This is a genomic window from Poseidonocella sp. HB161398 (genome assembly GCF_005870025.1).
Lineage (GTDB): Bacteria > Pseudomonadota > Alphaproteobacteria > Rhodobacterales > Rhodobacteraceae > Mangrovicoccus.
In genome coordinates, this window is record NZ_VATA01000007.1 from 75783 (window position 1) to 95016 (window position 19234).

General features: G+C 68.5%; 17 protein-coding genes. 1 reads left to right on the top strand and 16 read right to left on the bottom strand.

The features are described from left to right. Positions 1-46: 46 nt before the first annotated feature. The 16 genes from FGX59_RS07905 to FGX59_RS07980 all read right to left on the bottom strand — a co-directional run bounded on the left by FGX59_RS07905 (position 47) and on the right by FGX59_RS07980 (position 17954). Positions 47-322: a DUF2160 domain-containing protein gene (locus FGX59_RS07905; protein WP_138465987.1), complete on the bottom strand. Its 276-nt coding sequence runs from the start codon at positions 320-322 to the stop codon at positions 47-49. A 1-nt stretch (position 323) separates the two neighbouring features. Further along, the gene (locus tag FGX59_RS07910; RefSeq protein ID WP_138465988.1) at positions 324-548 is read right to left on the bottom strand and encodes a DUF1413 domain-containing protein; all 225 of its coding nucleotides are present in this window, start codon (positions 546-548) and stop codon (positions 324-326) included. Then, positions 548-1399, bottom strand: coding sequence for a carbohydrate ABC transporter permease (locus FGX59_RS07915; protein ID WP_138465989.1), 852 nt, complete (start codon positions 1397-1399; stop codon positions 548-550). Before FGX59_RS07915 ends, FGX59_RS07910 begins: the two co-directional genes overlap by 1 nt. Position 1400: 1 nt before the next feature. Then, on the bottom strand, positions 1401-2270 hold the full coding sequence (locus tag FGX59_RS07920) for a carbohydrate ABC transporter permease (protein ID WP_138465990.1): 870 nt from the start codon (positions 2268-2270) through the stop codon (positions 1401-1403). A 48-nt stretch (positions 2271-2318) separates the two neighbouring features. After that, a complete protein-coding gene (locus tag FGX59_RS07925) occupies positions 2319-3392 on the bottom strand; it encodes an ABC transporter ATP-binding protein (protein WP_138465991.1) in 1074 nt (357 codons plus the stop codon). Between the two features lie 9 nt (positions 3393-3401). After that, positions 3402-4490, bottom strand: a complete 1089-nt coding sequence (locus FGX59_RS07930) for an ABC transporter ATP-binding protein (protein ID WP_138465992.1) — start codon at positions 4488-4490, stop codon at positions 3402-3404. A gap of 2075 nt (positions 4491-6565) precedes the next feature. Then, a complete protein-coding gene (locus tag FGX59_RS07935) occupies positions 6566-7207 on the bottom strand; it encodes a response regulator transcription factor (protein ID WP_138465993.1) in 642 nt (213 codons plus the stop codon). 47 nt (positions 7208-7254) lie between these two features. Continuing rightward, complete coding sequence (locus tag FGX59_RS07940; protein WP_138465994.1) at positions 7255-9567, bottom strand: cache domain-containing protein; 2313 nt, start codon at positions 9565-9567, stop codon at positions 7255-7257. Between the two features lie 492 nt (positions 9568-10059). Next, a complete protein-coding gene (locus FGX59_RS07945; RefSeq protein ID WP_138465995.1) occupies positions 10060-11400 on the bottom strand; it encodes an FAD-binding oxidoreductase in 1341 nt (446 codons plus the stop codon). Between the two features lie 35 nt (positions 11401-11435). Next, entirely contained in the window at positions 11436-12179 is a 744-nt protein-coding gene (locus tag FGX59_RS07950) for an amino acid ABC transporter ATP-binding protein (protein ID WP_138465996.1), read from the bottom strand. An 11-nt stretch (positions 12180-12190) separates the two neighbouring features. Continuing rightward, positions 12191-13279, bottom strand: a complete 1089-nt coding sequence (locus tag FGX59_RS07955) for an amino acid ABC transporter permease (protein WP_138465997.1) — start codon at positions 13277-13279, stop codon at positions 12191-12193. A gap of 10 nt (positions 13280-13289) precedes the next feature. Then, positions 13290-14450, bottom strand: a complete 1161-nt coding sequence (locus tag FGX59_RS07960; RefSeq protein WP_138465998.1) for an ABC transporter permease subunit — start codon at positions 14448-14450, stop codon at positions 13290-13292. Between the two features lie 74 nt (positions 14451-14524). Further along, complete coding sequence (locus FGX59_RS07965) at positions 14525-15562, bottom strand: amino acid ABC transporter substrate-binding protein (protein ID WP_138465999.1); 1038 nt, start codon at positions 15560-15562, stop codon at positions 14525-14527. A 77-nt stretch (positions 15563-15639) separates the two neighbouring features. Next, the gene (locus FGX59_RS07970) at positions 15640-16440 is read right to left on the bottom strand and encodes an aspartate/glutamate racemase family protein (protein WP_138466000.1); all 801 of its coding nucleotides are present in this window, start codon (positions 16438-16440) and stop codon (positions 15640-15642) included. 4 nt (positions 16441-16444) lie between these two features. Next, a complete protein-coding gene (locus FGX59_RS07975; RefSeq protein ID WP_138466001.1) occupies positions 16445-16813 on the bottom strand; it encodes a VOC family protein in 369 nt (122 codons plus the stop codon). A gap of 61 nt (positions 16814-16874) precedes the next feature. Then, entirely contained in the window at positions 16875-17954 is a 1080-nt protein-coding gene (locus tag FGX59_RS07980) for an LLM class flavin-dependent oxidoreductase (RefSeq protein ID WP_138466002.1), read from the bottom strand. A gap of 358 nt (positions 17955-18312) precedes the next feature. On the opposite strand from FGX59_RS07980, the gene FGX59_RS07985 reads away from it, so the two are divergent. Then, positions 18313-19218 (top strand): LysR family transcriptional regulator, encoded by a 906-nt coding sequence (locus FGX59_RS07985; protein WP_138466003.1) that lies wholly within the window; start codon positions 18313-18315, stop codon positions 19216-19218. Positions 19219-19234 lie beyond the last annotated feature (16 nt).

Here is a 19234-nt window from a genome sequence, read left to right on the forward strand (position 1 = left end):
GTTGTTGTTCTTGGCTGTTCTTGCCGTCCGGGCTTGCTGCCCGGTTTCAGACCCAGCGGAAGACCGCTGCGGCATAGGCGAGGCAGACCGCCAGCGCCCAGGGCTGGGTGCCCGGCCCCATGATCCCGAGCCAGGCCAGGTTGATGAAGGCCGAGCCGAGAAGCGTGATGAAGAGCCGGTCGCCCCGCGTGGTCTCGATCCGCAGGACGCCCCTCCTCGGCGTCTCGGGGAACTTGATCGCGAGGATCGTGAAGATCGCCAGCAGCGCCGCGATCACCATGAAGAAGATCGCCGTCGGCCAGGTCCATGCCATCCAGGCCATGTCAGTCCTCCTTCCGGTAGAGATGCCCGCGCGGGGCCTTGCGGCCGGTGTCGCGGATGCCGGCGAAGGCGCCCTTGCGCACCTCGCGCAGGAAGTCGTTGCCAAGCCGGACCTTCTCGCCGATGGGGCGGTCCTCCCAGTCGGCGAGGAGCTCGGGCAGGCGGAACTCGCCCGGCTGGCGCGCGGCCAGGGCGGCGGCGATGCGGGCGCGGTCGGTGCCGGTCATCACACCCTCCCCAGGGCGAAGCCCTTGGCGATGTAGTTGCGCACGAACCAGATCACCAGCGCGCCGGGCACGATGGTCAGGATCCCCGCCGCGGCCAGCAGCCCCCAGTCGATGCCGCTGGCGCCCTGCGTCCGCGTCATGATCGCCGCGATCGGCTTGGCGTCGACCGTGGTCAGCGTGCGGCTCAGCAGCAGCTCCACCCAGGAGAACATGAAGCAGAAGAACGCCGCGACGCCGATGCCCGACGCGATCAGAGGCATGAAGATCTTCACGAAGAAGGCGCCGAAGCCGTAGCCGTCGATATAGGCGGTCTCGTCGATCTCCTTCGGCACGCCGCGCATGAAGCCCTCGAGGATCCAGACCGCCAGAGGCACGTTGAAGAGGCAATGCGCCAGCGCCACCGCGATATGCGTGTCGAAGAGCCCGACCGAGGAATAGAGCTGGAAGAAGGGCAGGGCGAAGACCGCCGGGGGCGCCATGCGGTTCGTCAGCAGCCAGAAGAACAGGTGCTTGTCGCCCATGAAGGTGTAGCGCGAGAAGGCATAGGCGGCCGGCAGCGCCACGGAGAGCGAGATGACCGTGTTCATCACCACGTAGATCAGCGAGTTCACATAGCCCATGTACCAGGCGGGATCGGTGAAGATCGTGACGTAGTTGCGGAAGGTCAGCTCGCGCGGCCAGAGGGTGAAGTCGCCCAGGATCTCGGCATTGGTCTTCAGGCTCATGTTCAGCAGCCAGTAGATCGGCAGCATCAGGAACAGCAGGTAAAGCGTCATCACCACGGCGCGGGAGCTGATCCCGGTCCGCAAGCGCGGACGGGCGGCAGCGGGGGCAAGCGTTGCGTCGGCCATCTCACATCCCCTTCTTGTCGAGATTGGTCATCACCGTGTAGAACACCCAGCTGATCGCCAGGATGACCAGGAAGTACATCAGCGAGAATGCCGCCGCCGGGCCGAGGTCGAACTGGCCGAGCGCCATCTTCACCAGGTCGATCGACAGGAGCGTCGTCGCATTGCCCGGACCGCCGCCGGTGACGACGAAGGGCTCGGTATAGATCATGAAGCTGTCCATGAAGCGCAGCAGCACCGCGATCATCAGCACGCCCGACATCTTCGGCAGCTCGATGTAGCGGAAGACCTTCCAGCGGCTGGCCTGGTCGATCCTTGCGGCCTGGTAGTAGGCGTCGGGAATGGATTTCAGCCCGGCGAAGGCCAGAAGCGCCACCAGAGAGGTCCAGTGCCAGACATCCATGACGATGATCGTCACCCAGGCATCGACCACGTTCTGCGTGTAGTTGTAGTCGATCCCCATCGCCGCCAGCGTGTGGCCCAGAAGGCCGATATCGACGCGGCCGAAGATCTGCCAGATCGTGCCCACGACGTTCCACGGGATCAGCAGCGGCAGCGACATCACCACCAGGCAGAAGCTGGACCAGATGCCCGATTTCGGCATGTTCAGCGCCACGATGACGCCCAACGGCACCTCGATCGCCAGGATGATCGCCGAGAACAGCAGCTGCCGCTGCAGCGCGTTCCACATCCGGTCCTCGTGCAGCATCTCCTGGAACCATTCGAGCCCGGCCCAGAAGAACTGGTTGTTCCCGAACGTGTCCTGCACGGAGTAGTTCACCACCGTCATCAGCGGGATCACCGCCGAGAAGGCGACCAGCACCAGCACCGGCAGCACCAGGAACCACGCCTTGTTGTTCAGCGTCTTGTTCATCTTTTCCTCCCCCGGAGCCTCCCCGCCCCGGACCTCGTTGCCCAGGGCTCAGCCGGCCGCGTCCACCCGCCAGCCATCGGCATAGACATTGATCCGCGCCGGATCGAAGGCGACCCGGGTCATGTCGGCCGAGACGGGCTCGTCCTCGCCGGCGATGACATTGATCTCGCGGCCCTCGAATTCGGTGCGGATGATGCGGTGGCGGCCCACATCCTCGATCCGGCGGATGGTCACTGGCAGCCCCTCGCCGCGGGTCAGCCGCGCATGCTCGGGGCGGATGCCGATCTCCACCTTGCCGGTAAGCGGTCCGTAGCCCCGGCCGAGCCCGACGGTGGTGCCGCCGATCCGCGCCGTCGCGCCCTCCACCTCGGCAGGCAGCAGGTTCATCCCCGGCGAGCCGATGAAATAGCCCACGAAGGTGTGCCCGGGCGTCTCGAACAGCTCCTCCGGCGTGCCGATCTGCACGACGCGCCCGTCATACATCACCACCACCTTGTCGGCGAAGGTCAGCGCCTCGGTCTGGTCATGGGTGACATAGATCATCGTGTGGCCGAATTCGTGGTGCAGCTTCTTCAGCTGGGTCCTCAGCTCCCATTTCATGTGCGGGTCGATCACCGTCAGCGGCTCGTCGAAGAGCAGCGCGTTGACGTCCTTCCGGACCATGCCGCGGCCGAGGCTGATCTTCTGCTTGGCATCCGCCGTCAGCCCGCGCGCCTTGCGGTCCAGCATGTGCTCCATGCCGATCATCCGGGCGATCTCGTTGACGCGCCCGGCGACATAGGCCTCGTCGCGGCCGCGGTTCCTCAGCGGGAAGGCCAGGTTGTCGCGCACGGTCATCGTGTCGTAGACCACCGGGAACTGGAAGACCTGGGCGATGTTGCGCTCTGCCGTCTCGGCATGGGTCACGTCGCGGTCATCGAAGAGGATGCGCCCCTGCGAGGGCTGAAGCAGCCCCGAGATGATGTTCAGCAGCGTGGATTTCCCGCAGCCCGAAGAGCCCAGCAGCGCATAGGCCGCGCCGTCCTCCCAGACATGGTTCAGCTCCTTGAGCGCGTAGTCCTCCTCGGAGGCGGGATCGGGCTTGTAGCTATGGGCCAGATTGTCGAGCGTGATGCGCGCCATGGGTCCCCCTCACGCGGCCAGGGCGTAGGAGGCGGGCGCGATCAGCCCGCCATCCTCGCCGAAGATGTAGACATGGCGCGGGTCGAGCCAGACATCGAGCCGCTCGCCGATACCCAGGTCATGCACCCCGTGGATCAGCCCGACCCAGCGCTCGCCGTGATGGTCGAGATGGACGAAGGTCTCCGACCCGGTCAGCTCGGTCACCGAGAGCGTCGCGGTGAAGCGCATCGCGTCGGGCGCGTGCTGGCGGATCTCCAGATGGTTGGCGCGGAAGCCCGCGGTGTAGCGCCCGTCGGGCAGGGCGGCGAGGCTGCCCTTCGCCTCCGTGCCCTGGCCGTCTCCGAAGCCGAGGCGGCTGCCCTGCTTCTCGACTTGCAGGAAGTTCATCGGCGGATCGGAGAAGACCCGCGCGGTCACCGCATCGACCGGCTGGCGGTAGACCTCGGGCGTCGGCCCGAACTGGGTGATCCGCCCTTCCCAGAGCGTGGCGACATTGCCGCCGAGCAGCAGCGCCTCCTCGGGCTCGGTGGTGGCATAGACGAAGATGCTGCCCGAGGCCTCGAAGATCCGCGGGATCTCGACGCGCAGCTCCTCGCGCAGCTTGTAGTCGAGATTGGCCAGCGGCTCGTCGAGCAGCACGAGGCCGGCATTCTTGACCAGCGCCCGGGCCAAAGCGCAGCGCTGCTGCTGCCCGCCCGACAGCTCCAGCGGGCGGCGGCCGAGCATCTCGGACAGCTTCATCAGCGCCGCTGTCTCGCGCACCCTCGCGTCGATCTCGTCCTTCGGCAGGCCGAGGAGCCGCATCGGCGAGGCGATGTTGTCGTAGACGCTCATCGACGGGTAGTTGATGAATTGCTGGTAGACCATGGCGACGCCGCGATCCTGCACGCGCAGTCCGGTGACGTCCTTGCCCTCCCAGATCACCCGGCCCGACGTCGGCACGTCCAGCCCGGCCATCAGCCGCATCAGCGAGGTCTTGCCCGCCGTGGTCGGCCCCAGAAGGACATTCATCGTGCCCTTTTCCAGCACCAGATCGGCCGGGTGGACATGGATCTGTCCCTCCACGACCCTGGACACGCCCCTGAGTTCGAGCGTCATCGGTCCCCTCCCTTGCTGCGCCGCCCCTTGCCGGGCGGCGCTCCTCTTTCCGGTCCGTCGCGATCCGCTTCTGCGGCGGTTGCGTTCCGGACCGGGCGCGGCCCCGCGCCAAGAGCCCGGCGCGGCGCATATATTCGCCTTTTCATCAGCCACCGGAGCCCGGCCGCCGTCAAGGCCGCTTCGCGTTCACGTCAAGGCAGCCCCGCCCGGGCCCGGCCCGGCGCGCGCGGTCCGGCCTGCCGGTCCTGTGCCTGTCATGACATGTATCACAGGTCCTCTCCTCAAAGCCTGCTTGCCGATACGCTGTCCGAAAGCGCGCAAGAACGCAACAAGCTTCTTTCGGTTATTTTCGTTTTACCGGCTGTGCCGCTGCGTCCCGCCTGCGGAAAGTGGCCCCGTCCCGGCCACCGGCGGCGATCTTGGCGCCGGCCGCATCCCGGACCGGCCGCGACCCTCTGCACGCCCCGCGCCCCGCCGTCTCGCCGCGCATGGATGCCGCCCGCCGCTGCGCCTGTCTTCGGGATCGGCGGGTTCGCACCTCGTTCGGCAGAAGCGTGCACGGCCATCCTCCGCGCCGAGGCCGAGCGGGCCTCGGGCCACGGCTCCGGGCCTTCCCCGGGGGCCGCCCTCTCCTGGCGGAGCCGGTCCCGCGCAAGGAGGGTACAGGCAAATAGGTGCGGCGCGGCTGTCACTGGTTGCCTGCAAGGGAGCGGCGGCTGAAACGGACAGGCACCCTGGCTGGAACCGCAACCGCCGCCGTATCGAAGGCCCCGGCAGCCCGGCTTCCGCGGCGGGTCGGGACCTCAGAGGGGCGGATCCCCGGAACGCCATGGGGGATCTCAAATTCCGCGCCTGCACATCGCGAAACGGCCGGGTTTCGGCGGCGGTACGCAGGGGCGCTCGCCAGCCGTGGCGTCTCCAATGCGCGGCCCGGCATGCGGCGTGGCACTGCGACCGGGGCTGGCTGTCCGCCAATCCCGTTTGGCAAAACGCCCGCGAGCAACAGGGATGACCACCCTTGCCGCCGATCCGTGGAGATCCTGGCGTGCATGTTTGGAAAGCAGAGCATGCAGGGGACATCAGGGCTCTGGGATGGCTCCGGGCAAGAGCGTTCGCCGTCCTGCGGGACTGGACGCCGCCGGGGCGGTCGTGTTCCGCAAGCGTCTCGGGTTGGATCGCATGCCCGGTCTTCCGGCCGGGCTTCCGTCCTGCGCCGCCGCGAGAGAGCTTATGGCGGCTCGCATCACTTCGGGCGGCTTTGTCGCGGGTAAGGACATGAGCCGCCGCTATCTGCCGGGCCCTGTGCGAAGGTGCACGGCGGAGCCGATCAGGCGTTCATCCAATGGATGAAAGCCCCGGCGAAGGGATAACCGGGAGGCCGGGGCGACGGCCGACGCCGCGGCGCGCCTGCGATGCCGTTCGCCGCCATCAAATCGGAAGGGCAACGCCATCTTCAGGCCCTGCACCGGGCGCGGGAGCGGTCGGAGGTGGCTGGTCAGTCAAGGTCTTGGCGTCCGCATGGCACGTGGCATCCGGGCCGGAACCGGCCGCCACGGCATCCGGACGGACCTAGCCGTCCTGCCCGCGAAGGGCAGCGGCGGCCTTCGGCATCGCAGGCGCAGGCGCCTGTCCGGCATGGCCTCGGAGCGGAAGGCGGCAACGGCCGGATGGCGGCCATCGGCGCCGGAGCCAGGGCGCTGGCCACGGCTTCCGGCATGCAGAGGCTGATGGTCCTGCCGGGCGCGGACCCTGCGCTCGCGGCGGCCACCGGCCCTGGCAGCGGCTCAGGCAGCGGACGCGCTCCGTCCGGCACGCGGGCCGTCTCCCGGGCGGAGCGCGTTCCGGTCCGCGCGGCTGCGGCGGATCGCGACAGGCGCCCGCGAAAGACGGTCAGGCCGACATCTTCAAGCGCGGCATCCAGTCCCTCCGTCAGCTCTTTCGTCACGGGGCCGGACGGTGCTTCATCTCGCGCGGGGCAGGACGCCGTCGGCGATGGCCCTGGCGGACGGGCCGAAGGCGGCAGCGCCCCGGCGCGGGGCAGGGGCCGCATGCCGCCTGGCAGGGGCGCGGCGGGATCAGGGATCGCCGGAGGTCGCGGCCTTCAGGCTGATCTCCAGCAGCTCCGCCATCGAGTTCACGCACATCTTCTCGAAGATGCGCGCCCTGTGGTGGTCGACCGTGCGCGGGCTGATGCCCAGCTGGCGGCCGACCTCCTTCGAGGAGGACTGTGCGGGGTTGGCGACCATCCGGCTGGCGATCTCCCGCTCCCGCTCGGTCAGCGAGTCGAACCGGGAGCGGAACTCCTGGCGCGCGCGCTTGGCGGCGCTGCGCTCGCGGCCGATCTCCAGCGCGGTCTCGATCCGGTCGATCAGCGCGGATTGCTTGAACGGCTTCTCGAGGAAGTCGATCGCGCCCATCTTCATCGCCTGGACCGACTCCGGCACCCCGCCATGGCCGGTGATGAAGATCACCGGCAGGTCGATCCCGCTCTCGCGCAGGTGCTTCTGCAGCTGCAGCCCGTTGGTTTGCGGCATGCCGTAATCGAGCAGCAGGCAGCCCGGCGACGTGCCGTCATAGCCGTCGAGGAACGCCTGCGCGGAGGCGAAGGTGCGGACCCTGTAGCCGCGCAGGTCGAGCGCGCGCGACAGGGAGGTGCGGATGGTCTCGTCGTCATCCACCAGGTAGATGAGGGGGCCGGCGTCCGGATCGTCGATCATGCGGCCAGTCCTTTCATGAGGCCAGTCCTTTCATGAAGCCAGTCCTTTCATGCGGACAGTCCTTTCCGTGGAAGCGTGAATGTGAAGCATCCCCCCTGCTTCGCGGCGTCATGCCAGATCGTCCCCCCATTCGCCTCGACCAGCGACCGGCTGAGCGACAGGCCGAGGCCCAGCCCGTCCGGCTTGGTCGACTCGAACTGCACGAAGGGATCGAAATTCGCGGCGATCCCCGGCCCGGTATCCTCGACCGTGACCTCGGCCAGATCGCCCGCGATCCGTGCCGAGACCCGGATCTGGCGCTCGGCGCAATCGCCCGCCGAGATCGCCTCGACCGCGTTGCGCAGGAGGTTCACCACCACCTGGCCGATCTGCGCGCGGTCGGCATGGACGCCGATCTCGGCGCCGCCCGAGACCGAGATCTCCAGCCCGTTCTGCCGCGCCTCGGTCTGGATCAGGCGCTTGGCCTGCTCGAGCAGCTCGAAGATGCCGAAATCCGTCGCGCTGGTGGCGTCCTTGCGGATCAGCGCGCGCAGCGCCCGGATGATGTCGCCGGCCTGATGGGCGTACTGGTCGATCTCGGTCAGCAGCTCGCGGATCTCGCAGGTCCGCTCCGGCCAGTTCTCCACCAGGAACAGCGCGGCATCCACGTCCTGGGTGATCGCGGTCAGCGGCTGGTTCAGCTCGTGCGCGAGCCCGGTCGCCAGCTCGCCCATCAGCTGCTGGCGCGAGACCAGCGCGATCTCCTGGTTCAGCTTCTCGATCTTCTCCTCGGACTCGCGCACCTTGGTGATGTCGTCGATCGTCGCCAGGATGTAGCCGCTGCCGCCGCTGGCATCGTCGAAGCAGATGCCGTTCAGGCGGATCCAGACCGCCGCCCGGTCGCGGCGCAGTGCGCGCGCCTCGAAGCTGAAGGCATGGTGCTTCTCCGTGTTGGCGCCGACCCGCGCCAGCAGATCGGTCTCGTCGGCGGCCAGGAGCGACTGGAAGGGCCGCCCCTCGAGCTCTTCGGTGCCATGGCCGAGGATTTCCGCGAAGCGGGTGTTCACGCGCAGGATGCGCCCGCTGGCCCCGTCGATATAGGCCACCCCGCGCGAGGCCAGCTCGAAGGTCATCCGGTATTCGGTCTCGGTCTTCTTGCGCTGCCGGATCTGGTTGACGAGCGCGGTATTGGCATCCTCGAGCTCGCGGTAGGTTTCGGGCATCGGCTCGTCGGGCGAGATCTCGCCCTGCGAGATCAGCGCCGAACGGACGGCGAAGGCGCGGACCGGCGCGTAGATCCGGTTGGCCAGCGCCAGGCCGATCACCGCGGTGATCGCCGCGATGCCGATCGCGATCAGCGTGTTCTGCGCGCGGTTCTTCTTCAGCGTGCCGATGAAGTCGTTCTCGGGGGCGTAGACGACGATGGTCCAGGGGATGTCGTCGAGGCCGAAGGGCATGATGAGCGAGACATATTGCAGCCCGCCATATTCGAAATCGCTCTCGATCCGGGTCTCGAAGTCGATGCCGTTCTCGATCGGCCGGTTGCCGAAGGCGGCGCGGGCGAGCGGATCGTCGATCGTGCGGATCGAGGGGAAGCGCAGGTCGCCCGCCGCGCCGACCGTCTTCAGCAGCGCCGGATTGGGATGGGCGATGACATCGCCGTTGCGGTTCAGCACATAGGCCGCGCCGGTGACGCCGATCTGCAGCTTGGCGAGGAAGCGGGAGAGCTCGTCGATCTCTATATCGACGCCGATCACCCCCTGGACATTGTGGCCCGCGCCCTCGACCGGGGTGGCCGCGGTGATGCCGGGGACCTGCGAGGTGAAGAAGATGTAGGGATCGGTCCAGATGCTGTGCAGCTCGGCCCGGGCCGATTGGTACCAGGGGCGCGTGCGCGGGTCGTAGTCGTCCAGCGGATCGAACCGGCGGTCGAGCTCGGAGAAGTCGCCGGAGCGGCGGATCAGCTCGGTGCGGGTCGCCGCCGGCGCATCGGCATCTATGATCTTGGTGAGGTAGCGGTCCTCGCCCCGGCGCATGACATAGAGGAAGTTGCCCTCCTCGTCGCCGTAATAGGCGCCCGCGAATTGCGGCGCGGTCCGCAGCTGCTGGAAGAGCAGGCCCTCGAGGTCGCCGACTTCCTCGCGGCGGACGATCCGGTTCTCGGCCAGCGCGGTCGAGAGCTCGCTCGCGCCGCGGGCCGGGGACAGGAACCAGCTGGCATTCTGGATCACGTTGACGCCGACATCGACCAGCTGGCTGCGGGCATGCGCAAGCAGCGTCCGCTCGGAGGTGAAGTAGGAGGAGAAGACGACGAAGGTCACCGCGACGAGCTGCAGGCCGGCCAGAGCCAGCGCAAGCACGACGCCAAGCGACTTTCTCACTTCGGTATGCCTCCTCTGGCATGTCTGGCCTTCGGGGCACGCGGTTCCCGGCAGGCGCTTCATTGTCTTGTCCGTCCGGCCCTCGTAGCCGGGCGCGGCAGCCCCATCGACACAAAAAGTGCACTCCGCCCCTAAAGGCGGAGTGCACGACATGAACAACACACTGACAGGAAATCCATTTCGGAGCCGGTAAGGCGCCCTAAAAACCAAGCGTTGTTTACTATTTCAATAGGCGTCACAATACCTCCGCCCCCCGGGCACCGCCATTGGCGTGATTGCGTAGGCAGAATTGCCTATGCCGCAGAGGGGCGGAACCCGACGGGCGGAAAGCGCCGCCGGAAGGGGTGCAGAGCGCATGTGGACGGCCCCCGCCGGGCGCCCGCACCGGCAGGGCCGGACGGGCCGGCAGGGGGATCACCGGTCACGGAGGCATGCGCGCCCGGCCCCGTTCTCGGCGGAGGGCGGGGGGCGTCTTTCCGGCGGATGGCGGGCTCAGGTCAGGCCGAGCCGGTCCTTCATCCGGTAGAGCGGGAAGATGTTGCGCCCGGCGCGGGTCTTGACGCCATGCAGCCGGATGGTGCGGGTGCCCTCGACGATCTCGACCGGCACCTCGCCCAGCTCGCGCGTGCCGCCGAAGACCTCGCCCATCATCCGCCCCAGCGCCTGCATCAGCGCCACGCCGCGGGTGGAGCAGCCGAGCAGCGAGAAGACGTCGCGGTCGATCCGCTGGACATGCGGGATATAGGGCTCGGTGATGCAGACATGGCCCTCCCAGTAGTCCTGGAAGTCCGGGCCGATGGCGGCGAGATGCGGGAAGAGCCGCAGCACCGTCTCGCGCGAATGCCTCAGCCCGTAGCCGCGCGGATCGGTCGAGGAGGCGAAGACCGCGCCGCCGGCGATCAGCCGGCCCGCCGGGTCGAGCCGGGCGAAGCCCGTGGCGTCGCGCAGGTCGGTGAAGCAGCTGCAGCCGGGCACGATGGCCGCGCGCAGCTCCTCGGGCAGGGGATGGGTCGCGCAGGTATAGAGATAGACCGGGATGACGCTGCGCGAGAGCCCGGGCGTGACATCGTCGGTATAGGCATTGGTGGCGATCAGCACCTTCGCGGCCCGGACCGTGTGGCTCCCGCCCGGCACGCGGACCTCGAGGAGGACCTCGCCCGCCGCCTTCTGCGCGACGTTGACGACGCGGGAGGATTCGTGGATGCGGGCGCCTTCCTCCTCGGCGGCGCGGGCCAGGCCCTGCGACTGGCCGAAGGGATTGACCGTCCCGCCCGAGGCGTTGCGCCAGCCGCCGAGATAGCCCGCGGCGCCGGTCGCCGCCCGCACCTCGCCGGCATCGAGCCAGTCGAGCTGCGCCCCCAGCGCGGTCCACTGGTCATGGGCGGTCTTCACCTTCTTCAGCGACTTCTCTGAATGGGCCGGCAGGATCCAGCCGCGCTGCTGGTAGTCGCTGCGGATGCCGTAGCGCTCGACTGTGCGGGCCAGCAGATCCGGCCCCTCGAGCACCAGCGCGTTGAAGGCCGCGCCCTTCTTCGGGCCCAGATGCGCCTCTGCCTGGGCGGGGGTCAGCCCGTGGGGATGGTTCGGCACCGCATAGCCGCCGCTGCGCCCCGAGGCGCCGACCCCGGTGATCCCGCCCTCGAGCACGGCGACCGAGAGCCCGGCGCGGGCCGCCGCGATGGCGGCATTGAGCCCGGTGAAGCCGCCGCCGACAATCGCCAGATCGACGTCGATGTCTTCGGCAAGCGGCGGCCGGTCGCGATGCGCCTCCTTCGCGGTGCGCAGCCAGGCCACGCCCTGCATGCTGGTATCGATCCAATCGGCGGTGGACATCTTCGGGTCTCCTGGAGGGGAAGGCGGCGGGGCGCTCAGTGCGCCAGCACCTGCGAGAGGAAGGCGCGGGTGCGCTCGTGGCGGGGATTGCCGAAGAACGCGCCCGGCGGGGCGGTCTCGACGATCGTGCCGCGGTCCATGAAGATCACCCGGTCGGCCACCTGGCGGGCGAAGCCCATCTCGTGGGTGACGCAGACCATGGTCATCCCCTCCTTGGCCAGCGCGACCATGACGTCGAGCACCTCCGAGACCATCTCGGGGTCGAGCGCCGAGGTCGGCTCGTCGAAGAGCATGATCGTGGGCCGCATGCACAGGGCGCGGGCGATGGCGACGCGCTGCTGCTGGCCGCCCGAGAGCTCGCCGGGGTATTTCAGCGCCTGCTCGGGGATGCGCACCTTCTCGAGGAAATGCATCGCCGCCGCCTCGGCCTCGCGGCGCGGCTGGCGGCGCACCAGCATCGGCGCCATGGCGCAGTTCTCGAGGATGGTCATGTGCGGGAAGAGGTTGAAGTTCTGGAACACCATGCCGACCTCGCGGCGGATGCCGTCGATCTGCGCGGTGCGGTCGTCGAGCGGGGTGCCGAGCACGTCGATCGTGCCGGCGTCATGCTCCTCGAGGCGGTTGATGCAGCGGATCAGCGTCGACTTGCCCGAGCCCGAGGGCCCGCAGATCACCACCTTCTCGCCCTTGGCCACGCTGAGCGAGACCTGCGAGAGCGCCTGGTAGTGGCCGTAGAACTTGTCGAGCCGGTCGATGCGGATGGCGGGCTGCGCGGTCATTCCGGAGGCTCCTATTTGCCGACCCGCATGCGGCGTTCCAGATAGGCGCCGTATCGCGAGAGGCTGAAGACGAAGACGAAATAGACGAGGGCGATGAAGACATAGACCTCGACATTGGCGAAGTTCCACTCGCCCGATCCGTAGGCGGCATTGCCCGAGGCGAGGAAGTCGAAGATGCCGACGATCATCACCATGGCGACCTCCATGAAGATGATGGCGAGCTGGCTGATCGTCGGCGGCAGGGCGCGGCGGAAGGCCTGCGGCAGGATCACCTTGGCCATCCGCCGCCAGTAGTGCAGCCCCAGCGCCTTGGCGGCCTCCTCCTGGCCCGCGGGCAGCGACTGGATGCCCGAGCGGATGATCTCGGCCTGGTAGGCGGCGAAGAAGAGCGCCATGCCGAGGATCACCCGCGTCAGCTTGGAGCCGAGCGCGCCGGGCGCCAGGATCGGCAGCACCACGGCCAGCGCGAAGAGGATGGTGATCAAGGGCAGCGAGCGGATGCCGTCGATCAAGAGCCCCGCGAGCCGCGCCACCAAGGGCAGCGAGGCGCGCCGCAGGAGCGCCAGCGCCACCGCCAGCGGCATGCCGATCAGCACGGTCGCCACGAAGATGAAGATCGACAGCGTCAGCCCGCCCCATTTCTCCTGCGGCACGTAGGAGAGGCCGAGGACCCCGCCGCGCATCAGCAGCAGGAACCCCGCGAAGCCCGCGATCCACAGCACCGCCAGCCGCCCGGCCTGCCAGAGGCGCGGCATGCAGCTCGCCCCGATGACGCCGAGGAAAAGCAGGCAGGCCAGCGCCGAGCGCCAGTGCTCCTCATGCGGGTAGAGGCCGAAGAACATCAGCCGCCAGCGCGCATGGATCACCGCCCAGCAGGCGCCGGCGGCCTCGCGGCAGGCCTCGGGCGGGCCGGTGAAGACCGCGTCGAACAGCGCCCATTGCAGCGCGTGCCACAGGATCCAGCCCGCCAGCGCCAGCCCCGCGAGGGTGGCGAGCCCGCTGAGCGGCGTCGGGAAGAACCGCGATTTCAGGTCGTCGTAGACCGCGCTGCCGCGCCCGGCCGGGGCGTCGAGGGGAAGGTCGCCGGAAACTTCGCTCATGGCTGGCCTCTCATGTCCGGATCTGGGTGCCGCGCAGCGCGATGCGGCGGTTCACCAGGTTCATTGCCGCGGCCAGCGCGTTGTTGAGGATCAGGAACCCGGCCATCAGGATGCCGATCAGCTCCAGCGTCTGGCCCGACTGGTTGATCGCGGTGGAGATCACCAGGAAGAGATCCGAGAAGCCGACGACGATGCCCATGGTGGTGGCCTTCAGCAGCCAGACATACTGGTTCGTCAGGGTCGGCAGCACGCTGCGCAGCGCCAGGGGCAGGCGCACCCGCGCCATCACCTTCCAGGGGCCCAGCCCCAGCGCCTGGGCGGCCTCGATCTGGCCATGGCCGACCGCCAGGAAGCCCGCGCGGATGATCTCGCCGATGAAGGCGCCGCCATAGAGCGCGATCGCGGTGATCAGCGCCGCCAGCTCGGGCGAGAGGCGGATGCCGCCCCTGAAGTTCAGGCCCTTGAGGTAGGCGACCTGAATGAAGGGCATCTCGGGCATCCGTCCCGCCCAGAGCAGCGCGCCGGCGCCGAGGACCGCGCCGAGCAGGCAGGCCCGGACCGCGCGCGGCAGCCAGATCCGCGCGCCGATCGACGGCCGCGGCAGGAGCGCGAGGACGAGCGCGGCGAGCAGCAGGCCGAGGAAGACCGCCGCCGCGGCCAGCGCGATGCCCGGCTGCAGGTTCAGCCCCGGCAGGAAGACGCCGCGCGAGGTCAGGATGATGCCCTCGAGCACGGTGACCGCCTCGCGCGGGCGCGGCAGGTGGATGAAGATCGCGTACCAGAAGAAGACCTGCAGGATCAGCGGCACGTTGCGCAGCAGCTCGACATAGGCGGTGCCGAGGAAGGCGATGACCGGGTTCTTCGAGATCCGCAGGATGCCGACGGCGATGCCGATCAGCGTCGCCAGGGACAGGCCGATCGCGCCGAGGAAGACGGTGTTGAGGAGCCCCACGAGCAGCACCCGCCAGTAGGGATCGGCGGGGGTGTAGGGGATCAGGCTGAAGGCGACGTCCCAGCCGGTGGAGCGCTCGAGAAAGGCGAAGCCCGAGGACAGGCCGCGCGCCTCGAGCGAGATGTGGATGGCGCGCACGAGCAGCAGGGCGGCGGCGATCAGGGCCGCGCCGATGGCGGCCTGGAGCCAGAAGGCCCTCTGGTGCCGGGTCTGGAACATGGGCTCTCCTCTTCTTCGGTCCCGGGCCATGTCCCGCCGGGGCGGGACATGGGGCTTGGCGGAGGGGCTCCGGATCAGTCCATGATCATCGGGAAGAGGACGCCGCCGTTCTGCCACAGCTCGTTCGGGCCGCGCGCCAGCTTGTAGGGCGAGCCCTGGCCGAGATTGCGCTCCCAGACGTCGTTGTAGTTGCCGACCGCCTTGATGATGTCGTAGCCGAAGCTGTCCGACAGGCCGACGCGGCTGCCATAGCCCGGGGTGACGCCCAGCATCTTGGCGATGTCCGGGGTCGGCGGATTGGCCTTCATCTCGTCGACATTGGCCTGGGTGACGCCGGCCTGCTCGGCGGTCAGCATGGTCGAGAGGGTGAAGTTGACGATGTCGAGCCAGTGGTCGTCATTCTCGCGCACCACCATGCCGCAGGGACCGGCCGCGAAGGTGTCGGGCAGGATGACGTGGTCGGCCTCGTTCTCGGCGTTCAGCCGCGCCACGGCAAGCTGCACGTCCCATTCGGCATAGGCGTCGCAGCGCCCGGACAGATAGGCGGCCTGGCTCTCCTCGGTCTTCTCCGAGGCGATGATCTCCATGTCGATGCCATGCGCGGCGAGGTAGCTGGCCAGCAGCTTCTCGGTCGAGGTGCCCGCCGGGACGCAGATCGAGCCGCCGTCGAGATCGGCCAGCGTCTCGGCGCCCAGCTCCTTGTGGGCCATGACCTTCTGCGAGGTGAAGACATAGACGCTGCTGAACTGCAGGCCCAGCTCGGAATCGCGGCTGGCGGTCCAGTCGGAGGATTTCACCACCACGTCGAGCTCGCCCGATTGCAGCAGCGGCCAGCGCTGCGCCCAGCTGATCGGCACGATGTTCAGATGGCCCTCGTAGGTGCCGAAGACCGCCGTCGCCAGGGCGCGGCAGAAATCGATGTCGAGCCCCTTCCAGTTGCCGGTGTCGTCGACCTCGGCCAGGCCGAGATAGGAGCCGTTATGGCCGGTGCAGTTCAGCGCGCCGCGCTCCTTGACCTCGTCGAGCGTGTCGGCGGAGGCGGGCAGGAGCGTGGCGAGGCTCAGCGCCGCGCCGCATAGGACGGCGAGGGCGCGCAGGGCGGGTTTCTTCATGTGTCACTCTCTGTTGGCTAGCTTGTTTTTTTGTTGTCTGCCCCGCCCGGCGCGGCCGGACGGGCACCGGGACGGGCTCAGCCGCCGATCAGGCCCAGCTTCCTGCGGGCGTTGGAAATGCGCTCGGGAACCGGCGGGCGCAGCGCCAGCCGGGTGCTTTTGACATAGCCCGTCGCGCGGGCGATCTCGGCCATGGTCTCGGTCTGCTTCAGCCCGACAGTGGCAGCATCGACAACCGGAACGCCGGTGCCGGGCACCTCGGTATAGCCCGCCGCGCGCAGCAGCGGGCCGTAGAAGGTGCAGCCGATCAGCACCACCTCGGCGCCGTCGCGCACGCACTCCTCTGCCACCTTGTTCCAGCGCGGCACGATCTCCGCCGCGACGCGTTCGGGATCGGTGGCCGCGAGGATCGCGCCGAGATCGGATTCGGGCGCGATCGCGCGGACCGGACGGGTTATCGCCCGGTCCCCGAGCGCATAGGCGCGGATGTCGCGCTCGATCGCGACGGTGGTCTTGTCCGAGACGGTGACGACGGCAAAGCGCCGCCCCATCGTCAGCGCCGCCAGCATCGCCTGCTCGCTGACCGAGCCGACCGGGATCGACAGCATCTCGCGCGCCTCCCAGAGCGGGTCGTTCCAGCAGGCGATGAAGACCGCGTCGAAGCCCTCTTCCTCCGCGCGGATCGCCTCTTCGACGACCAGCACCGAGTTGAGATGCTCGGCATAGAGCGAGCGCAGGTAGTCGCCGGCCTTCACCGGGAAGCGCCACTTCACCTCGGTGCCCGGATGCAGCGGCTGGCGCACCATGGCATCGACCTTCGCGTACATCGGCTCCAGCGCGGGATTGCGGCTGTCGGTATTGATCCAGCAGATCCTCAAGGGGTCACTCCTCTGGCCCGGGGGCGTTGCGCGCGAAGAACTGGACGGGCTGGCCGGCGGGGTCGAACACCGTCAGCACCTTGCCGTGGCCGCCCATGTCGCGGATGTCGGGGGTCTGGCCGGTGGCCTCGAGCCGTTCGACCAGCGCCGCCATGTCGGAGACGTCGAAGACCACGACATGGCCGGGCGGGCCGCTCGGGGTCTCGCGCGGGCCGGCGATGGCGAAATCCGTGCCCTTCAGCCCATACTGCACCCAGTGGTCCTCGTCGGCGAAGCGCAGCGAGAGGCCCAGCGTCTCCTCGTAGAACTGCCGCATGGCGGGCACGTCCTCGGCGGGGACATAGCAGGTGCGGATGCCGGTGATCAGCCGCATGGGCGCCTCCCCCGGCGGGGCGCCGCCGGGGCGGCGCCGGACGCGGCGCGGGGGCCCGCCATCAGCCGGCCTTGGCCAGGGCGGGCTGGGTGCCGAAGGCGTCGAGCGGGCCGACCTCCTTCTCCACCAGCGGGATCACCTCCTTGCCGAAGCGCTCCAGCGAGCCGGCGGCCATCTCGATCGGCATGTCGCCGAAATTGAAGAAGGTGCTGTAATGGACCGGGTCCATGCGGCGGACATCGGCGACGATCTGCTCGGCCACGTGATGGGCGTCGCCGCAGATGATGTTCTGCGCGGTCTCCTCCAGCGGCACCTCGCCCGGCACCGGGCGGCTGACCAGGTGCGAGCCCTCGAGCTCCAGGTCGGGATCGCGCAGCAGGACGACGCCGCGGGCGACCCGGCGGGCATGCTCGGCCGCCTTCAGCGCCTGCTCGCGGCTGTCGGTGACATGGATGTACTGCTGCGGCGCGAAGGCCATGGGGCTGTCCATCTCGGCCGCCTTCCAGGCGTTGCAGAGATTGTCGTAGAGCCCGTAGAGCTTCGGGGAGCCCGCCGCCCCGGCGGTGGCGAAGGAGACCGGCTTGTGCCGGTCGAAGCGCTTGAGCACCCGCGGATCGGCGGCTGTCAGGTAGAGGTCGGGCATGCCCTGGCGCGGGCGGGCGGTCAGGAAGGTCTTGGGGATCTGCACGAATTCGCCGTCGAACTCGACCTCGCCGGTGGTCAGCGCCTGTTCCAGGACGCACCAGTATTCGAGGAAGATGTCGGTCTTGCGCGCCACGTCCTGGCCGTAGCGGTTGAACTCGTAGGGCTGGTAGCCCGAGCCGATGCCGATGGCGATCCGCCCCTCGGTCATCTGGTCGAGCAGCGCGATCTCCTGCGCGACGCGCATCGGATGGTAGAGCGGCAGCACGATGACGCCGGTGCCCATGCGGATCTGCTTGGTCAGGCCGCTGAAGCGCGCGCCCATCATCAGCGGGGAGACCGAGATCGAGTAGTTCGAGAAGTGGTGCTCGGCAAACCATGCGGTCTCGAAGCCGATCTCGTCCGCCATCTGCACCAGGCGCTCCGCGTCGCGGATCACGCCGCCGACGCCGCCCGGATTGTCGTGGACGGACATCAGGCAGAACAGGCCGAATCTCATGGATATCTCCTTTTCGTGCTGCGGCAGCGACCTTGGGGCCGCCCGCAATCTCTTTGTTTCCCTGTCCCGGACGCGCGGGTCCGGATTGCCCGCGCGTCGGGCGGACAATGGTTTCGCTGTTGCGGCGCCAGCCATGCTGTGCCGCAGAATTACCGCAGTGAAACTCCGCCCCGCCGCGGGGCTTTGCCACGACAGGTAAGGTGCAACAGGCTGCAATAGATGGATATTCTGATCCCAGAATGTCTTCGCCTGCCGTCGCCGCGGATTTCGCGGTTGCAGCATTCCTGCAAGCTACGCATGGCCGGGAGCGAAAAAAAACCTAGTCTTTGTGAGTTTAAAAGAAATATATGCTTTCGTTATGGATATCCGTTTCCTGGAAAGTTTCGTCACGGTCGCCGAATGCGGCTCGATCGCGGAGGCCGCGCGGCGCCTCAACCTGACGCCCGCCGCACTGGCGCAGAGACTGCAGAAACTCGAGCAGATCCTCGGCCGCCCGCTGGTGGTGCGGGCCGGGCGGACGGTGCGGCCGACGGCCTCGGGGCTGGCGATCCTGCCCCATGCGCGCAGCCTGATCGAAAGCGCCCGCGACCTGTCCTCGATCGCCGCCAATGACGAGCCGGCCGGGCGGCTGCTGATCGGGGCGACGGCCAGCGCGCTGACCGGGCTGCTACCCGAGATCGTCGGCAAGCTGCGCGGGCTCTATCCCGGGATCGAGTATTTCGTGCAGCCCGGCGCCTCGATCCCTCTTTATCACGAGGTCGCCTCGGGCAAGATCGACGCGGCGCTGATCGTGCAGCCGCAATTCGCCATGCCGAAATCGACCGGCTGGATGGCGATCCGGCAGGAGCCGCTGCTGCTGATCGCGCCCGAGGGCGTGGCGCTGGACAATCCGCACGAGGTCATCACCAGCCACCCCTTCATTCGCTACGACCGCAGCCAGTGGGGCGGCAGCATCGTCGACCGCTACCTGCGGCAGAACCAGCTGAAAGTGAAGGAATGGCTGGAGCTCGACGCGCTCGACGCCATCGCCTCGCTGGTCAGCCGCCGGCTGGGCGTGGCGGTGGTGCCCGACTGGGCGCCGCCCTGGCCCGAGGGGCTGAAGCTGGGCAAGCGGGTCCTGCCCGATGGCGGGTACCGGCAGATCGGGGTGCTGTGGAACCGCTCGGGCCCGCGCAGCCTGGCGGTGCAGGCCTTCGTCGATGCCTGCGCGACGATGCGCGACGATGCCGCGCGGATCGGCACGCCCGAGATGTTCCTGGAATAGCCCGGGCGGCCGGAGA